Below are 18,567 nucleotides of genomic sequence, written 5' to 3' on the forward strand. Positions count from 1 at the left end.
TCAATTCATATAACAGCAGAAAGTATGTACATGTTTAGAAAATTTTTACGAAAAAAGCTGGTATCCGATGTAAGGATACCAGCTCTGAAGAACATTTAATGAAACGATTTTATCCGGTTTTATTGATAGATGTGGTATTGGATTACTCGGATGAAATTGGCATTTTGCCAACCTAATACGCGTACACGCGTGTGACGTGCTCTTACCGGAGCATAAAAACGTATAAATTGATTGTTCGCGTTGGAAACGGTGGATATTCCTTGGGAATCCCACGTTATGCCATCCAGACTGGTAAATGTTTCTACTTGTGTAATGCGATAATTGTTGGCGCTCACCATCCTAATGCCCTGTATGCCCTCTTTGATGCTCCCCATATTGACATCAATATCACATTGTGCAGCTGGTGCTAAAGTCCAATGCTGCGTAGTAGAGGTATTGAACATCCACGCAACTTGGCCTGCAGTTGGTGCTGGCGAAACTTGAGCTGTCCAACCAGCACGATCCGTAATCAAAGTGCCTGGAACGGAAGTTGGACTATCATACACATTCGTACGACGCGTTTGTATGCGCAAAAATACCGTGCTAAGATTCTCACTAATAGCTGCATCAACTGCGCCAGAGATTGCCATGATTTTTAGCGGAATCAAATAGGAAGATTCTGTTAACGCGGCAATATCACGCACCTTTATAGATATCGAATCAGTAGATAAGGTAGCTCCAGACGGAATGGTTAAATCGCCATTGTCGATTTCCAGTAAATTGGCAGGTACTGCTTTGTAAGCCGTTTGCTGCTGCGCATTATAGCTGTCTAGTAAGCTCGGATCTAATGCTAATGTGACCCGTGTCGAATTCGATACTGGCATAGTTGCTCTCACGGGGATTTTGATGGCGACATCATCTCCCATATTACCTATCGGCGTATGGATCACATTAAAATTAACTTCGTTAACATAGCTAGAGCGTGTGTTGACAAATATTCTGTTTACCTCGTCACCGGTCACATCAAAATGCTCTTTTTCTGAGCAGGAGAATTGGACAAGCAATGCCATACCCAACAATCCTTTTATCATAATCTTTTTCATAGCATGCTTAAATTATTGTGTGCATTTATTCTTCTCATCCAATAGCCAACGGACTGCGCCGCGTTTGTCGAAGGCATTCAATACGCCGTTTCCAGCATTATCGCGTACGGTTTTCGACCAATCAATATCATAGCCTTTACCAGTTGCATCGTGGAAAATATAACCATCCATCTCGTTGAACTTCCAATACGCGACCAGCGCATCAGATGTAGGGTCTACGCCGCAGATACCGTTTTGTATTTCGCCAGCCGTCAAGGCTTTGTTCCATACGCGAACTTCTGCCATGCGCCCGTTAAAATACTGCATGGAAGGATAGTTTGCCCAAGACATGCCCAACTCCAAACGTTGGAAAGTGACATTTCCAGATCCTGCCATCTCTGAATCCTTCACGCCATCCACATACATCGTAAACCGTGTACCGTCGTACGCAAGAGAGATCGTGTACCATTGTCCCGTATTAAATCGTGTTTTGGAAATCAAACTACCTCCTGGATTTACCCATTGTAGGGAGTTGATCGCTTGTCCATTTTCCCCGAAACGGAGCATGTTAGAGCGTTGTTCATCTTTGGAGGTAAACGACATCAACCTACTGATAGGCTCTGGTGTGGTATGCCAGTCATTGATGAAGCAGCGTACTTCGTACGTGTACTTATCTAAGTTTACCGCCTTGCTATCTTCAAAAATATAATTGCTGTAGAGTGCAGTATTGTTCATATCTAGCGAGTAGAAATTGGATACGCGCGAGATCCGCAAGTAAATGGTGCGTGCGCTTTCTAATACTTGCATATTGCCGCCAGATACCTGCGTAATAGACATGGGAATTACATAAGTACGTCCATCGATAAATTCGTCGGTAGATACCACGCGAACTTGCACGCCGGTGGATGAAGCGCTACCTGCTTTGATGACGCCACTCGAGCCTTCAACAACTACCGAACCGTTTGGCACAGCGTAGAAATTCGTGTTGTTTTCCGTGTTATACGCATCCAATTTGGATTGGTCATAAGCGAAGTTGATGGTTACATCTTCGTCTACTTTTCCGGTGGCACTAGCGGTGACGTTGTAGGTAGATGGCGTATTTTCTACGACGAAGCGAACCATGGGATTTACTTCCGTTCCGGTCATTAATATTGCCTCTTTGTCGTAATCAAATCGATCACCTTCGTTGCACGACATCAAGCCGCTGCACAGAAATAGAAAGAGACACAATTGGCCTATTATTCTTGTTGATTTTTTCATTTTTCAAATATTTTAATTATCACTGTTGATGTCTGCCTAGCGACGACCAACAGTGCTGCTCTATAGCTCCAAAAATCTAGTGTACTGCTGGGTTCGCGATCTGTATCGCTCTTCGCATATTGTAATATGGGATGCCCGCTGTATTATAATAATCACGATCAAAGTAGAAAGCACCAAATCCCGCTTTGCGACCTTGCGTTGGATTCCAGCGTGCCATTCCTTCTAAAGAATACATGGTGGTACCATTCGTCGTTAGTCGATTACCATTGGCTTCGATAAACGGCGAACCACCGTTTTCATAGAAACTACCTAAGTTTTCTGTTACGATAAACTTGCTTGGCGGCGCCCAGCTAATGTTGTTATAATAACCTTGCAAGCGCGCTGCAGAATGTTCCGTAAAACCTTGTGTATAGGCTTGGCGGATGAAGTAATCGACATACGGTTCTGTTTCCGCTGGCGGATACTGCGAATAGAAGTCTACAATCAGCAATTTGTCTGGATACTTGCCCTTCGGGCCAAAAAATTGACTAATGTATTTGACCATGATGGTGAAGTTATCGCCTTGTAACCAATCGCCTTCGGGCTCATAATCCAGATCGACTCCATCGAGATTGTAATCGAGTACATCATCGACTAACTGTTGTGCGTAGACGTGTACGCCTTCCTCTGTTTTGTTTTCGCGAAGATCGTAATCCCGACCATCTTTTAGTTTGATCACTTTGTTCATCCGCACGATGGTTGGTACTACGAAGCGTGTACCCAAGTTTTCGCGTACATATTGTAGATCTTCATACGCAATGGGTGCATACAGATGGCTATTTGGGTCGTTGCTTGGAATACCGCCCCATAGCGAGCAGATATCCAAACTGTCCGGAATGCCACGAATGCGCTCGCCCCAAGAGGCTGGATCTTTAAAGCCTGTTACGCCCTCAATAGGTGCATAGGCAGCGTACCAACCAAAGGATATCTGATGATCCGTTTTCTTAAATGCACGTACATTTGCAAAATATTGCGCGTCGTAGGTTTTCACTTTCTGTATCTCTAGGTTTTCAATATCCGTATCACAACTACTCATGACTAGGAGTAGCGCAAAAAGGCTGGCAATGCTTGTTTTTAGTATATGTTTCATCACAGAATTTTTTAATCTATCGATTACTATTTTTTGTCCCACCATAGTTTGGTTCCTCCATTATCCTGTCCTTGCAATTTGGCTACGCCACTTAATACACCAGCTCGGTTGTTGTTGTACTCGGCTTGCGGATAGGGGATACGTCTTACCTGTACCTCTCTATTGATCGACGGGCTATTGTTCACGACCACAGGGATCAATCGTGGATAACCTGTTCGGCGAAATTCTGCCCAACCTTCTGGTCCATCGGGGTACATCGCCAACCATTTTTGCGTAATAATTCTTTCCAGATTGCGTTCAAAAGAATCGGTATCTGCCCACGCGACCGTAATCGTACTTGGTGCTGCCGCGTGATAGGCCGAACCTTCGGCATAATCCGTGAAAGCGATCGGTTGCAAGGTGCTATTGCTCGTATACGCAGCAGCACCTGTCGCGGAGTTTTCTTCAAATGAAGCGCTGATGCCACTTTCGTAAAAGGCTTTGGCTCCGCCGCCGACATTCCATCCACGTAGCGCGGCTTCGGCACGTAAGAAATGAGATTCTGCTGCCGTCATCCATACAATTTCTGTCGTGCCATTGTCTACATTCAAATTGGAAATGCGTGGACTCACATAAGGGGCCCATACCGAGGTAACAATACCTAAACGAACACCGTGGTAATTGCCATCATTAGCCGGGCGGAAATAACGAGCGCGGCGCGGATCTTGATATCCATTCATGTACGCATCCATCGTGGCGCCCATGCGCACCTCGCCTGCATTGAAGTTGTAAGCAATCTCAAACAGTGGATGATAATACACTAGATTGGACGAATGCTTAAGCGAGGTTTTCTCGGCAGCTTGAGCAACAAATCCAAAAGGATTGGCGGCGGCGGCTTCCGCTTGGGTTTTGGCCATCGCGGGATCGGCATATACCACGCGCATGGCTAACCTTAGTCGTAGCGTATTCGCAAATTTGATCCACTTCTGTACATCGCCACCATAGATAAGATCGTAGGTAGTCAATAGATTGGTATTTGGATTTGCTTGTGCAAAATTGGTCAAGACGGTAATCGATTGATCGAGTTCCTCGAAAAACTTGGCATAAATATCGGCTAAAGCATCATACTCGTTGGTGAGATTACCGCTACCATATTTTATGTAAGGTAACGGTCCGTAGGTATCCGCCAAACGGTGCATTCCTTGCACTTTGATGACCGTCGCTAATGCGGCCACCTCAGGCAAATTTTGCTCTTCAGCATTTCTTACAATCGCTTGCCATGCGGGCATAATGGAGGAAAAACCAGAACGGAAAGTCGTTTCCAACCAATTGGTGATAAAGTAGTAGGTACCATTGTGTACACCACCATACCAACTTCCGGTAGGAGCGAGATAGCCAGAGTACAAGTCGCTCGTCAATCCTTGTGCCACCTGATAATCGGAATCGGCATTAGACCCATCTTTAAACAAAACGACGTTTCGCTGCATCTGTGTAAAGAAAGCACCTGTTTTCAGGTTGTCTCTCGTCATCATGTCCTCCGTCGCCTCATGCGGGTTGGTATTGTACTCTTCAAAGTTCTTGGTACAAGAGCTATGCAGCCCAAGTACAAGCGCTGCCAGGGCAAATCCTGCTCTAGGCATGGTCATAAATATATTTTTGGTCATAGCTGATGTCTTATAATTGTAAACGAAGAGAAAATCCTATACTGCGCAAACTCGGCGACATGAAATAGTCTATACCTTGAAAGTAGGTGCCGGTGTTTGCCGTCAATTCTGGATCGTAAGGTGCTTTATTATATAAGAAGAATAGGTTCTTTCCGATTACCGAAACGTTTGCCCCTTTGACACCGCGCATCCATTTGGCCACGGGCAGATCATATCCAAGACTTACTTCGCCCAATCTTACGTTGGTTGCGCTGTATACATACATGGAGCCGATACCGCCAGAAGATCCGCCGCCGACTACGTCGTAATAAGGTTTGGTAGGAATCGGACGGCCATTGACCATAACTCCGCCAGCATCACGTGCATCTGCAGTCGCTTGCGAAGCGCCAAATGCATCTAATACGGCTTGCGTATTAGAAACCACTACACCACCAACGCGTGCGTTGAACAAAAATCCAAAACGAATGCCGTGATAATGAAAATCATTACCCCACCCAAGATTATACTTCGGTGCACTGTTTCCTGCAAAAGCATATTCATTGGTTTCTGCAACCACCACTTGATCGGTTGGGTGCACATAAATGGCACCATGCTCATCTACACGCAAAGTGTTGACATAGATGTCACCCATTCGGCCGCCTTCTTTCAAGATCATCTTGTAGCTGCCCGTGCCGGTCATATCCAACTCAGTCAAGGAAATTTGATCGCCGGTGATCGGATTCGTCCAGTTGGGAAGCAGTTCTACAATCTTGTTGCGGTTGAGTGAGTAGGTCACATAAGTATTCCAAGAAGCACTACCAATCGGCTGATGATAGCGCGCTGTCAGCTCAATACCTTTGTTGTCCACCTGGCCGGCATTCACCACGACGCTGGTATATCCTGACGAAGCGGAAAGCGTTGGCTCGAAAAATTGATTAAATGTGCTAGATTGATACAATGTCGCATCCAATGTTAAGCGATTTCTGAAAAATGTCGCATTCAAACCAGCCTCTAAAGAACGGGTACGTTCTGGCTTCAAATCGGTGTTTGGCATCCGCGTTTGTGTTTGTGGATATCCTTTGGATAGACCGTAAGTCGGAATCGTTAAGAACGGCTCGGGCTCATTACCCACTTCCGAATAGGACCCGCGCACTTTCAAATACGAAAGGTAACGATCGGAAGGCATTGGGAATAGATCGGTAATCACCGCTGATACGCCGACCGACGGATAGAAGAATGATTTTGTTTGCGATAAGGCTAAGGTAGAAGGCCAATCATTACGACCAGTCAAATCCAAGAACAAACGATCTTTGTACCCCAGTTGTGCACTGGCAAATACCGCTTGCTTGTTGCGGCGGTAGCCTGTCTGTGCTGCTTCGGCCGTCGCGTTATTGACGTTGCCGTAAGAGAATAGATTGGGCACACCGTGCAGTTTGCCACCGTACATGTTTTGTTCGTATTGGATATCTTCTACGTTGGCACCCACTAAAGCGACCACACGCAATTCATCATCCATAAATTGCTTATTCATGTTGGCAATAAACTCACCGTACACTTGCTGTGTTTGTGCTTCATTGAGGGAGTAAAATCCATTTTCTGAGGCAAATAACATGTTGGTTGAGGCGTGGAATTTACGCTCGAAACGGTCATTGCTACGATCCATCTTCACACGACCAGTTAGGTTGATCCAGTCCGATAGGTTATATCGTAATGATGCATTGGTCATGTAACGCTGTTTCTGATTAGGGAACAGGGCGCGTTGCGTAATCCAGTACGGATTCTGTAATGAAAGGCCTTGATCGCCATACGGCCAGAACTGTGTTTTGAAGTTACGCGAAGCATCGTACCGCTCAAATAGCGCGGTCTTGCTAAAGTCATCGCCTGCCGGGAATAAGTAAATCGGTACGAGCGGATTGAAATAAAGACCTTGCGCCGTCATGTTTTGCTCGTTCACATTGGCATGCATAAAGCCTAGATCCAACACCAGCTTCTCATCGAAGAAGTTGGTGGTATTTCTGACAGAGAAGTTATAACGCTTATAGTCGTTATTGTTGATGATGCCATTGGCATTGACCAAACCACCGGATACGTAAGTTTGGCTACGGCTTGTTCCCGTCGAAAGACTGATAGCATTGGTGGTATTGAAACCTGTCTGGAAGAAATCTCTCGCATCATAATCTGATGGCGCATTGAGTTTCTCGCCCCAGCTGTAATAACTTCCCGGCTCGGTAGGGCCGTAGCTGTTTTGCAATTTTGGAAGGATCAATGGCTGTGAGAAAACGGTCTGATTCGAAAGGCTGATGGAGGTTTGATCTTTCAATCCGCCTCGCGTAGTCACTAATACCACACCATTTGCGGCAGCGCTACCATACAACGCTGCTGCTGCCGGTCCACTTAACACCGAAAGGCTCTGAATGTCTTCTGGATTTAAATTCGAAATTCCATCTCCCGTTTGTCCTGCGCCAGCAAAAATGCCGTCTGGTTGCTCCGAGGATAAATTAGGCATTGGTATACCATCGATCACATACAAGGCATTGTTATTTCCAGAAATAGATTTTGCTCCGCGCATCACTACTCTGGAAGCGCCGCCCACACCAGACGAAGAAGCGTTGATCGTCACTCCGGCCACACGACCGTTTAAATTGTTGACAAAATTGGGGTCTGGAATGCGCGTTACCTGATCAGCTTCGATCTGTTGTACATTGTAGGTCAGCGATCGGCTTTGGCGTTTAATGCCTAAGGCCGTAACCACGACATCTTCAATGTCGGATACCTGACCTTGTAAGGTGATTTCCAAGAAGTCTTGGTTGGCCGCAAAAGTCACATCGGTGGCGCCGAGTCCTGTGTAGGAAACGTTGACGGTCTGGCTGCCCGTTGGCGCGGCGATGCGAAATACACCGCGTTGATCGGTTTGTGTCGTGGCTGATGTGCCGCGCAGGGTGATTGTTGCGCCGGGAACGAAAGCACCGCTCGCATCTTTCACGACGCCAGAAAGCGTTCGCTGCTGACTATTGCGTGTGGTATTGGCTTTAAGTAATAAAATGTGGTTTCCGCTCATGCGGGATTCCAAACCATGATTTTGTAAAACACGCTTGAGGGCATCTTTAACGGTGATTTTCGATGAGCTCAAGGTGACCTTCTGGGCAATGTCGACCTCGTCGGCATCAAAAAGGAAGGAATACGTCGTTTGCCGTTTGATCTCGGCAATCAGACTGGACAAAGGTTGGTTGCGAATGTCTAGCGCGACGGTAGCATCTTGTGAATATCCAGATGCCGAAACGGCCATAACACCCACAAACATCAATAGTGAGGTTAATTTCATAATTTTCAAGGTTCTACGATGTGTTTTTAAGAGGCAAAACAAGCCGCCGCAGTGTATTTTTTTATACATTTGCTATTGATTGAGGTTAATACAATGATGTGTTGCTCCAATTCGAATCGGAGGGTGCTGCAATATCTTCCGATTCTCTTTTTTACTTGTTTTTTGTTTACTAGGTTATCATAATTTTTATCGGTTTAAAACGTGTATAATTTTGGTTTGTAGGGTTATTTAATGGTAACGATGCGTCCGCGGACATCATATCGGAATTGGCCTAATTCGGCAATCACATCCAAAATATCTACGAGGCTTTCATTGTTTTCGAAGTCACCTGTGAACTTTCTAGAAGCCAGCTTAGGATTATTTACTTTTATTTCCACATCAAAAAGACGTTCTAACTCGTCGGTGATCTCCGCAAATTTTTTGTTCTTGAATATGAATTTTGCATCGCGCCAACCATATTCATATGCTGTCGCATCTTGTGTCCGTGTAAATTGGTTTCTTTGTATGTCGTACACCACGGTTTGATTGGGTTTCATGCTGAGCTTTTTGCCATTCGTACTGAATAAATCTACAGCGCCTTCCACGAGTGCGATGCGCACTTCGCGGCGGCTAGGGCGGTTGGCTACGTGAAAGGAAGTACCCAGTACTTTTACTTTCACCGCTGCGGTTTCTACAATGAAGGGACGATTAGCATCTTTCGCCACATCGAAAAAGGCTTCTCCGGTTATTTCTACCCTACGCTCGCCTACACCAAAGTCTGGTTGTATGTGTAAAGTAGATTCGGCATTGAGCCACACCGATGTGCCATCGGGCAAGGTCGTTTGTGTTTTAGAACCTTTGGCTACAGTAATGGTGGATGGATAAGCCGTGGAGGAATGTCCTGATTGCCGCGCAACAAGCAAACCGAGAAAAAAGCACACAATCAGTGACGCGGCTGCGCCAATATAAGGTAGCGCCCGACGAAGAGGCAGATACCGTTTTAGAGCTGTTGCGGTAACGAATGTTTGATATGCTTCTTTAGTAGCTGCATCGTCTTTACCGTATGGCACAAAATCCATGGCAGTATACAGTGCGACGGTTTGCTCGTAAAATTCGGCATGCGCTGCAGATTGTGGTAGCCACTGTTGTAGCTCCTCGACTTTCTGTTCGGAAGCGTTGCCGCTCAATACATCATAAATGAGCGTAGACCAATATGCTTGTTCAGTTTTTGTCATTGATTTAGGGGTCGGTAATACGACGGTTAATTACTAGTAAGACAACCGGAAGTAAAGAGAGGGTAAACGGAATGTTAACTTTTTTTAAAGATATTCTTGGAGACTATTTCTTAGGTATGCAAGCGCTTGTTTCACGTGATATTTGACAACATCTATAGAAACGTTTAACTCATGAGCTATTTCGACATATTTTTTGTCGCTAAACCTACTTAGCGTAAATACTTCTCTCGTCAAGGCAGGAAGCAGCTCAATCGCCGCAGCAATCTTTAAATCTAACTCGGTGGCCAAGATCTTACTAATCGTATTGTCTCCGGAGGCTGGATCTGAATCTTCGAGAGATATGTTTTGGAATCGCTGATTGATCTTGCTTCTTCTATTTTCTTGTTTAATGTGGTTTAGGCAGCGGTTACGAATTGATCGAAGCAGATAAGGCCGGAGCGCTTGAATTTCGGTTAAGCTAGTGCGATTTTGCCATAAGTTCAAGAAAACGTCGTTTACGATAGCTTGGGCGCTATATTCGTCGTTAATGATCCGATCAGCATATATACATAGCGGATAATAGTGCGCTTCATACAATTCCTTGTAAGCCCGATTATCACCCGCAGCAAGTCCCGCCAATAATTCCCAGTCCGACATATCAGCGCAGAATTATAATAGGAGCCATATCGGTGTGGTAAAGCACGCTTATCATGGATAGAAAGTATCGTTGGTATAGGTTATATATAAAAGCTAAATTACTGATATTTGAAATATATGCAATAGGAAAATTTTTAAGCACGCACATATTGCTTCTAGATTAAAACTAGTGAACGAGCTAGCTGTTATAAATACGCCGATCTGATCGGTTATCCATTACATCCGTGTTCAATTAATTTATGCTTACACATGCTATGAACAGATACTACGCTGTCGTCTTTTTTCTTTTCGTCTTTTGCCACAGCGCATCCGCGCAGTTTAACAGCCTTCCCTTTGAGTGGAATGTGCATGTCGGCGCAAGCCACTTTAGTGCTCCGTCTTTCAATCGCGCACTGGAAGATCAAGATCTGAGTGGTATCTCGCCAGTAGGCGTCAATGTCGCCTTGGGCATCGGTTATCGATTGGGTAAGGTGCTCGTAGGTGGTAATGTTTCGCGGATGTATGGTGTGGGTCGAGATAGTAAATTTGGCGCAACAACACCAACCGTTTTTATCGCTACCAATATGCTGCACATCAATCGCTGGGTGGTGGTACCCTCGCTGGGTGTTGGTGCACAATTTGCCTCTGCGCTCCTTGATAAAGATAATATAGCGGGTAGTTTTGATGACTATTTGACCAGAGAGTCCAATCAAACACACTTTAGTCACACCACACCGGTGGTAGATCTCGGCATTACCTTCAAAACGTATGATCTCTTTACAGCAACGTATCGTACAAAATTCAAAATGGGCTACCAGACTGGTCTCAGTCGCCAACCTTGGAAAGTGGGTAGCACCGAACTCATGAATGCCCCACGCGATCGTACCGGTACAGTCTATCTACAAGTAAGTATGGGAATCGGCCGGTAGTGTATTGGACGAAACTGAAAGAATCGTAAAAACGCTGCTGGCGATCAGGTGAAATAAGATCGACAGCAGCGTTGCTACATGATATTAGAAACGAATATTCAACCCGAATAAGAAGTTGGTTGTCGCTTGTGGGAAGTAGAAATTATAAAAATTATGCGTACCTGTTGGGTCAATAGATCCCCAGGTGTAGCCATTGGTAGCAAACTTGGCATTCAGCACATTGTTGACTGCTAAATTCAGATCCACGCGCTCCAATCCCCAAGCAGATAGCGTATATACCGCACGAAGATTATTGACAAAAGAAGGATCAATACTTCTGTCCAAGGAGGACGTATTATCTAAATACATGCGCGATACATATTTACTCGTCAGGCTCAAGGCCAAAGGTTCCAATGGGCGGTAGGTAAAATCATTGGATAAAACCGTACTCGGCGACAGCGCAATGTTTGTTTTGTCATACGTATTCACCTGCTCCCCGGCTAACTCCCAAGCTGCATCATAGATCGGGATGTATTCCACGAAATTGCGAATTTTATTGGCGCTCAGCGCTGCAGTAGCTCTCCATTCGAACTGTGGAGAGATTATCCAAGCGCCATCGAATTCCACACCGGTACGATAGCTATCTGGAACATTCTGCCGGATAGATCCACCTACATCATTCAAAGCACCTGTCGAGATCAATTGATCTTTATAGATCATGGCGTAGGCATTCACCCCCAAATTAAACTTCCCTTGGCGCAAGCGATAGCCCACTTCCACATTATGCATGCGCTCTGGTCTTGGGAATTCGTTGAGTGGATTTTCTGCATAATCTTTGCGCACCGGCTCCTTGCTCGCGTACGCATACGAGCCATAGATGTTCGCTGACTGGTTGATAAAATACGTAGCCCCGGCCTTTGGATTAAAGAAATTCAAGTTATCTCGGAAATTCAGGTATACCGCACGCTGGTCAGGTCCTTCTGCGCGGTAGTTGATGTTGCGGTATTGTAGATCTACATTGAACAACCAATCCTCTTTCTGATAATCTGCTTTACCATAGATGTTGAAATCAGTTTTTTTGGCGTCGTTGAAGTAATAGCGATCGCCTAGATTTCCAGTAGACGCATACTGTGCCCAAATGACTTCACCATAATGATCGCCAATATATTCATTGTATGCGCCGCCTACTGTAAATCGTAAGTTGTTGGATGCTTTGTAGTTGGCGGCGTAGGTCACCCCGTAGAAATGATTGTCCAACCAGCGTTGGCGAACCAGATCTGTCCGAGAGATCGTGTCGGTGCCGTGGATAACGTTTGGAAGATTGTACCCAGAAAGACGATCATCTGCCCGGAATTCCTCAAAATAACCTGCTCCGCGTGTGTAGTGCAAGGCACTTTGCAAACTCAATTTCTGACTAGGCGTGTAGGTATATTGCAAATGTGCGTGCGTCTGCTGGTAATTATCCGTCTGCCCGTCGTAAGTATAGAAATTGTAGCGGCGGTCAGCATTTAATAAGCGCTCGCGTTCTGGTCCATCATACAATTCCATCGCATCGGCATAGGCTGGCAGTTGCTCCCGATTACCGGTGAGCAAAGGCTCCGGTGTGCCGTACCAAGATTGATAGGTTGTTTGCTTGCCCGAAAACAAGGTCGCTTTCAAGGTATGCTTTTGTGTGTACAATCCACCATCCAGATAGAAAGATTGCATATTGGCCGAGGCGCGCTCTACATACCCATCCGTAGCAATGCGAGACAAGCGTGCGTTGAAAGCATATTTATCTTTTAATAAACCCGATCCTACTTTCACCGTGTTTTTCCAGGAGTTGAATGATCCGTAGGAATTGTTCAACACGGCGTAGGGCTGTGTTTCCAATACATCGGTCTGAATATTGACCGAAGCACCAAAAGCACCGGCACCATTGGTAGACGTACCAATACCGCGTTGCACTTGTATACTTTCTACAGAAGAGGCAAAGTCGGGTAGATTCACAAAAAAAGAACCCATGCTTTCGGCGTCGTTCAGCGGAATCCCGTTTAAAGTGATGTTAATACGCTCATTATCCGATCCGCGAATACGCATGCTCGTATAGCCAATGCCGGCGCCTGCATCCGAACTAACGACCACGCCAGGAGTTTGATCTAATAGAAATGGAATATCTTGTCCCAAATTTGTTTTGCGTAGCTCCTCTTTGCCGATGTTGCGAAATGTGGTCGCACTGTTTTCCCGCGCTCTGGTGGATTGGACGAATACTTCGCCCGTCTGGCGTATCGCAGGTCTTAAAGTGATTTGTACGGTAGATTGTCCTGCCGGAATGGGTTGTGATACCGCTTCGTATCCTACATAACTGACCTTTACTGATGTTGACGCTGCGCGCGTGGTGAATAGTGCAGTACCACGCGAACTGGTCGTTTGTGTTACATTGCCCATAATTACTGTGGCTCCACTAATAGGTTGAGATTGCTCATCGACCACCAGAACAGTAAATTTTTCTTGTGCGAATGCCACACAGGCCATTAGGCAAAGCGCCCATAAAGCAAAATAGTGCTTCATCATGTTAATTTGTTTTTTTAATCGTTAAACGGAGTGCTGCAAGGGGTTTACAACACTTTCTATTTAACTTCCCTCCCTACGCCGGCATTATCCGGATCAGGTATGTTCCCGCTTATGTGAAACTGGGTATAATCTCAGCCTGTATTTGTGTTACTAAAAACAAGGCACCCCTAATCGATGGCGCAAAGCTAAATTTTTCCTGTAGAATATAAAAGCCTAAATTTCAGAAGTAGCAAATTTTTGAGCACCGTTAATTTTTAAATTCGCTCAGTTTTCTTTACGTTTGATTACAAGGGTGGAGGGTTATTTCTTCACATAAACTCATTTTTGCGCTAGATGATAACTTACTATACTGCGGATTACATTATTCCCGTCACTTCTCCAGTCATAAAAGGAGGAGTTGTTGCTTTGGATGAAAAGGGCCTCATTATCGGGGTTTACCACCCTGCCGATCCACAACTTCAAGATAAAGAATTGACCCGCTATGAGGGTGTTTTGATACCCGGGTTTGTAAACGGGCATTGCCATCTTGAACTTTCTCATATGAGAGGCAAAGTGCCTCTGGGTACTGGATTACCTAAGTTCCTGAGCACGGTGATGTCGGAGCGAGGCGCTTCGCAAGAGGATATTATGCAAGCTATGATCGAAGCAGATCAGGACATGTATGCCAAGGGAATACAAGTAGTTGGCGATCATGTGAATACTCCTGTTTCAGCGACCGTGAAAGCGAAAAGTCCGATCCTATACCATACGTTTGTAGAATTGATGGGTTTTGATCCGGCGGTAGCCGATGAGCGAGTAGATCAAGCAAGAGATACGGAATACGAATTCGAACCGCAGCGCACTTCGATCACGCCGCACGCCGCCTATTCCTGCTCCAAAAAATTGTTGCGATCGCTTTCCAGTAAGGTGGATGCAAATAATATATTCAGTATCCATAATCAGGAAAGTGACGAAGAAAATAAGTTTTTTCGTTACAAACAAGGTGCATTTCTAGATTTCTATAAAGAAAATAACATATCTCACGAACACGTCATGCCCAATGGCAAGAATGCTTTGCAAAATAGCATCCAATTCTTGCCGGAGGAGAATCGGGTGCTATTGATACATAATACCTATACCGCCCCAAAAGATATGGATTATGTGACTCGAATCGGAAGGGATGTATACTACTGTGTATGCCCAAAGGCCAATTTATATATAGAAGGTCGCTTGCCAAAAATACAAAGCTTCGTACTCAGCAAGCAGAGGATTATGATTGGTACAGATAGTTTGGCCTCTAATGATACATTGGATATTTTAGAAGAATTGAAAACCATTCATCGGGAGTTTACAGACTTGTCTTTGGAAACCACCATCGCTTGGGCCACGATCAACGGCGCCATGGCGCTTCGCTTGGAGGATAAGTATGGTTCTTTAGAAGTTGGTAAATCTCCTGGATTACTTCTAATTAAGGATTTGGATAGTTTGTCACTCACCGAACAATCAGAAGTACAACGGATTGTTTAATCTTTTTTCGAAATAACTGCGATACCTTTATCGGGTTGCAAAATGAATGGGATTAAATTGAAAATGTCCCCCTATATTTGTAATCATGAAACAGTGGAATATCACCGTAACGGGTAAAGTACAAGGCGTGCATTTTCGGGCATCTACCAAAGCCGTTGCAGATCAATTAGGCGTCAAAGGTTATGTCGTCAACCAAGCCGATGGTTCTGTGTTTCTGGAGGCCGTGGGGGATGATTTTGCCCTAGAAAGCATGAAAGAATGGTGCTGGGAAGGGCCAGATTATGCGGCGGTAGAAGATGTACAGATCGTGGAAGTCGAACCAAAGGCATGCCACAATTTTGAAGTATTCAAAAAACAGCGCTAGGTGGCAGGTATCAAACGGCTCTTGACGGACACAATTATCTATGGTTTTAGCACCATTGTCTCCCGTCTGGTCAATGCTCTCTTGACCCCCATCTTTGTTAATAGGCTTAATGGGCCAGCCGCATTTGGTGTTTATACCAACTTGTACGCATGGATGTCCATGTTCAATGCGCTTCTGGCCTTCGGTATGGAAACGACCTTTTTCAGATATTTGCAAAAAGTGAAACCTGAAGAAAAGGGAAAGGTGTTTGATCATGCTTTTTTTGTGACTTTGTTAACCTCCTTGTTCTTAGGGATTACCATTTATCTAACGAAAGATAATATCGCGATTTGGTTCAATGAGGGGGGAGAATCCGCAGATTATAGTACCTACATTCAATTGTTTTTGGGTATTCTAATTGCCGATGCACTTGCCGTTGTTCCGTTCGCGAAGCTACGTGCCGAAGGTAAGGCCATGCGATACGGTGCGCTGAAGATTCTAAATATCACTGTTAATATCGGTGCTAATCTACTTTTTCTGTTCTTCTTTCCGCAGCTTATTGCAGATAGCGATTTCTGGCGGATGTTTTTCGCAGGCTGGTTTCAGGCAGACTGGGTGTTAGGCAATATCTTTTTAGCCAATCTCATCGCCAGTATGTCCACATTGCTATTACTACTGCCTCAAATTTTCAGTCTTCGGTTGCGACTTGATAAATCACTTATTAAAAGTATGCTGTGGTACAGCTTTCCGATCTTAATAGCCAATATCTCTTTTATTATCAACGAACATTTGGATAAGATGATGTTTCCCCATCTTTTTGAGGGCGCATCGGGTAAAGTCGATTTGGGGATTTATGGTGCTGTGTCGAAGATCGCCGTTTTTATCAGTCTTTTTGTAACCGCATTCCGTTTGGGAGCCGAACCCTTCTTCTTCTCCTACGCCAAAAATGAAAATGCCAAGAAAACGTACGCCAACATCATGCTTTATTTCGTTGTATTTATGGTGGTGGGTATGCTGGCTATGTGTGCTAATCTAGATTGGGTAAAGTACTACCTAAGTGCGAAAGACCCTATCAAGCAGGCGCAATACTGGTCAGGGCTTTTTATTGTGCCTGTTTTGATGTTTAACTACGTTTTATTAGGCATCTACATGAACCTTTCTATCTGGTACAAGCTCACCGATCAGACACGGTATGGTCTATATATATCGGTGATTGGAGCTATCGTCACTATCGTGCTGAACATTATTTTCATACCACGTTATTCTTATGTGGGAGCAGCCTTAAGTACAACTGTGACCTATCTATGTATGATTTCGTTGTCTTATTTCTGGGGGCAGAAAAACTATCCCATTCCCTACACGGTTGGTAAGATTTCTTTATATTTACTAAGTGCTATTATATTGTCTGCGATTATGCAAGGGCCATTAAATAGCAATTTTTGGTGGTGTAATGTGTTGCTGCTGTTATATATCGCTGTGGTAGCGATTAGCGAAAAGGCCATGATTATGCGCCTCTGGAAAGGAGCTGTTAAAGCCTCCAGTCAGCCATCGAAGTAATCTCTGAAATTTAAACCCAATCGCATGCCCATCGAGCCGCAAGATATACGTGTGGATAAACCTATTCGTAAGAAGAGATTTTACGAGCTGCTCTATGTGCAGGTACTATTTGCGATAGCGGCAGGTGTGCTCTTAGGTCATTTTTATCCTAATGTCGGCGAATCCTTAAAGCCCTTAGGTGATGGCTTTATCCAGCTCATTAAGATGATTATTGCGCCAGTAATTTTTATCACCGTGACATTGGGCATCGCCTCGATGAATGACATGAAGAAGGTTGGCCGTGTGGCCGGGAAATCATTCATTTATTTCCTTACTTTTTCTACGCTTGCACTCATCATCGGACTCATCGTGAGCAACCTCGTTCAGCCGGGCAACGGCTTGCATATTGATCCCGAAAGTTTGGATGTGGATAGCGTTTCGGAATATGTGGCTGGCGCCAAGGAATCTTCCTTGGTCAAGTTCGTCATGAACATCATTCCTCAAACTTTGGTTAGTCCACTCACCGGTACGAATATTTTACAAGTGCTGTTTACCGCTATTATTTTTGGAATCGGCATCGCTACGACCATCGATAAGAGTAAGCCGGTGTACGATTTTCTACAGGCACTTTCTTTCCCGATCTTTAAAGTGGTCAGCATGTTGATGAAACTGGCTCCAGTGGGTGCTTTTGGCGCGATGGCTTTCACCGTCGGCAAGTACGGTTTGAGTGCGATGTCCAACCTCCTGTTTTTGGTGCTCACATTTTATCTGACGGCTTTCTTCTTTATCGCAGTGGTTTTAGGAGCGGTAGCGCGATACAATGGTTTTAACATTTTTAAACTGTTGCGGTATTTGAAAGATGAATTGCTGTTAGTGTTAGCCACTAGTTCCTCCGAATCAGCTTTGCCCAGCTTGATGCAGAAGATGGAAAAGGCAGGATGTGCAAAACCCGTTGTCGGGCTTGTTGTGCCGACTGGTTATTCCTTCAATCTGGATGGCACGAATATCTATATGACCTTAGCCGCGTTATTTATTGCGCAAGCTTGTGACATCGAGCTAGGGTTGGATCAGCAAATTATTTTGCTCTTGGTCGCGATGCTCAGTTCCAAAGGTGCGGCTGGAGTGTCTGGAGCTGGATTTATTACCTTGGCAGCTACGCTTGCCGTCGTGCCCGAAGTTCCTGTTGCGGGTATGACTTTGATCTTAGGCGTGGATAAATTTATGTCCGAATGCCGTGCGCTGACCAATTTGGTGGGCAATGCAGTCGCAACGGTTGTTGTAGCGCGCTGGGAAAAGCAATTGGATTCTCAGCAGTTGCATGACGCATTGGATGGGGTGAATACCGAAAGGCTAACCTAAGCCTTATGCAAAGCATTATAATTTTCTCATAAAGTTAAGAAACGTTAACATTTTACGGTAAATACGCGCTTAACATAGCTGAAACGATTGATTGGCTATTCTAGCCTATTCTATTTTACCTAAAAGGCATCATTTTTGA

Annotated in this window: 13 protein-coding genes; 5 read left to right on the forward strand and 8 right to left on the reverse strand. The window is 44.9% G+C overall.

Features of this window, described 5'->3' with window-relative positions:
- Positions 1-119: 119 nt before the first annotated feature.
- The 7 genes from AC3IRT_RS01265 to AC3IRT_RS01295 all read right to left on the reverse strand — a co-directional run bounded on the left by AC3IRT_RS01265 (position 120) and on the right by AC3IRT_RS01295 (position 10,244).
- A complete protein-coding gene (locus AC3IRT_RS01265; protein ID WP_489394737.1) occupies positions 120-1,082 on the reverse strand; it encodes a BT_3987 domain-containing protein in 963 nt (320 codons plus the stop codon).
- A gap of 12 nt (positions 1,083-1,094) precedes the next feature.
- The gene (locus tag AC3IRT_RS01270) at positions 1,095-2,321 is read right to left on the reverse strand and encodes a DUF1735 and LamG domain-containing protein (protein WP_489394738.1); all 1,227 of its coding nucleotides are present in this window, start codon (positions 2,319-2,321) and stop codon (positions 1,095-1,097) included.
- 76 nt (positions 2,322-2,397) lie between these two features.
- Positions 2,398-3,450, reverse strand: a complete 1,053-nt coding sequence (locus AC3IRT_RS01275) for a glycoside hydrolase family 18 (protein WP_489394739.1) — start codon at positions 3,448-3,450, stop codon at positions 2,398-2,400.
- 26 nt (positions 3,451-3,476) lie between these two features.
- The gene (locus AC3IRT_RS01280) at positions 3,477-5,093 is read right to left on the reverse strand and encodes a RagB/SusD family nutrient uptake outer membrane protein (protein ID WP_489394740.1); all 1,617 of its coding nucleotides are present in this window, start codon (positions 5,091-5,093) and stop codon (positions 3,477-3,479) included.
- 10 nt (positions 5,094-5,103) lie between these two features.
- Entirely contained in the window at positions 5,104-8,394 is a 3,291-nt protein-coding gene (locus AC3IRT_RS01285; RefSeq protein WP_489394741.1) for a SusC/RagA family TonB-linked outer membrane protein, read from the reverse strand.
- A 224-nt stretch (positions 8,395-8,618) separates the two neighbouring features.
- The gene (locus tag AC3IRT_RS01290) at positions 8,619-9,608 is read right to left on the reverse strand and encodes a FecR family protein (protein ID WP_489394742.1); all 990 of its coding nucleotides are present in this window, start codon (positions 9,606-9,608) and stop codon (positions 8,619-8,621) included.
- Between the two features lie 84 nt (positions 9,609-9,692).
- On the reverse strand, positions 9,693-10,244 hold the full coding sequence (locus tag AC3IRT_RS01295) for an RNA polymerase sigma-70 factor (RefSeq protein WP_489394743.1): 552 nt from the start codon (positions 10,242-10,244) through the stop codon (positions 9,693-9,695).
- A 254-nt stretch (positions 10,245-10,498) separates the two neighbouring features.
- On the opposite strand from AC3IRT_RS01295, the gene AC3IRT_RS01300 reads away from it, so the two are divergent.
- The gene (locus AC3IRT_RS01300) at positions 10,499-11,152 is read left to right on the forward strand and encodes a hypothetical protein (RefSeq protein WP_489394744.1); all 654 of its coding nucleotides are present in this window, start codon (positions 10,499-10,501) and stop codon (positions 11,150-11,152) included.
- A gap of 84 nt (positions 11,153-11,236) precedes the next feature.
- Here the strand turns inward: AC3IRT_RS01300 and AC3IRT_RS01305 are convergent, their stop codons facing one another.
- Positions 11,237-13,684 carry a TonB-dependent receptor gene (locus tag AC3IRT_RS01305; RefSeq protein WP_489394745.1) on the reverse strand — a complete coding sequence of 816 codons (2,448 nt, stop codon included), beginning with the start codon at positions 13,682-13,684 and terminating at the stop codon, positions 11,237-11,239.
- A gap of 333 nt (positions 13,685-14,017) precedes the next feature.
- Between AC3IRT_RS01305 and AC3IRT_RS01310 the strand changes: the two genes are divergently transcribed.
- The 4 genes from AC3IRT_RS01310 to AC3IRT_RS01325 all read left to right on the forward strand — a co-directional run bounded on the left by AC3IRT_RS01310 (position 14,018) and on the right by AC3IRT_RS01325 (position 18,428).
- The gene (locus AC3IRT_RS01310; RefSeq protein WP_489394746.1) at positions 14,018-15,190 is read left to right on the forward strand and encodes an amidohydrolase family protein; all 1,173 of its coding nucleotides are present in this window, start codon (positions 14,018-14,020) and stop codon (positions 15,188-15,190) included.
- Positions 15,191-15,275: 85 nt separating this feature from the next.
- Positions 15,276-15,554 carry an acylphosphatase gene (locus tag AC3IRT_RS01315; RefSeq protein ID WP_489394747.1) on the forward strand — a complete coding sequence of 93 codons (279 nt, stop codon included), beginning with the start codon at positions 15,276-15,278 and terminating at the stop codon, positions 15,552-15,554.
- Complete coding sequence (locus tag AC3IRT_RS01320; RefSeq protein WP_489394748.1) at positions 15,555-17,090, forward strand: lipopolysaccharide biosynthesis protein; 1,536 nt, start codon at positions 15,555-15,557, stop codon at positions 17,088-17,090.
- Between the two features lie 24 nt (positions 17,091-17,114).
- Complete coding sequence (locus tag AC3IRT_RS01325) at positions 17,115-18,428, forward strand: dicarboxylate/amino acid:cation symporter (RefSeq protein WP_489394749.1); 1,314 nt, start codon at positions 17,115-17,117, stop codon at positions 18,426-18,428.
- Positions 18,429-18,567 lie beyond the last annotated feature (139 nt).

Source organism: Sphingobacterium sp. KH_072 (assembly GCF_057837975.1).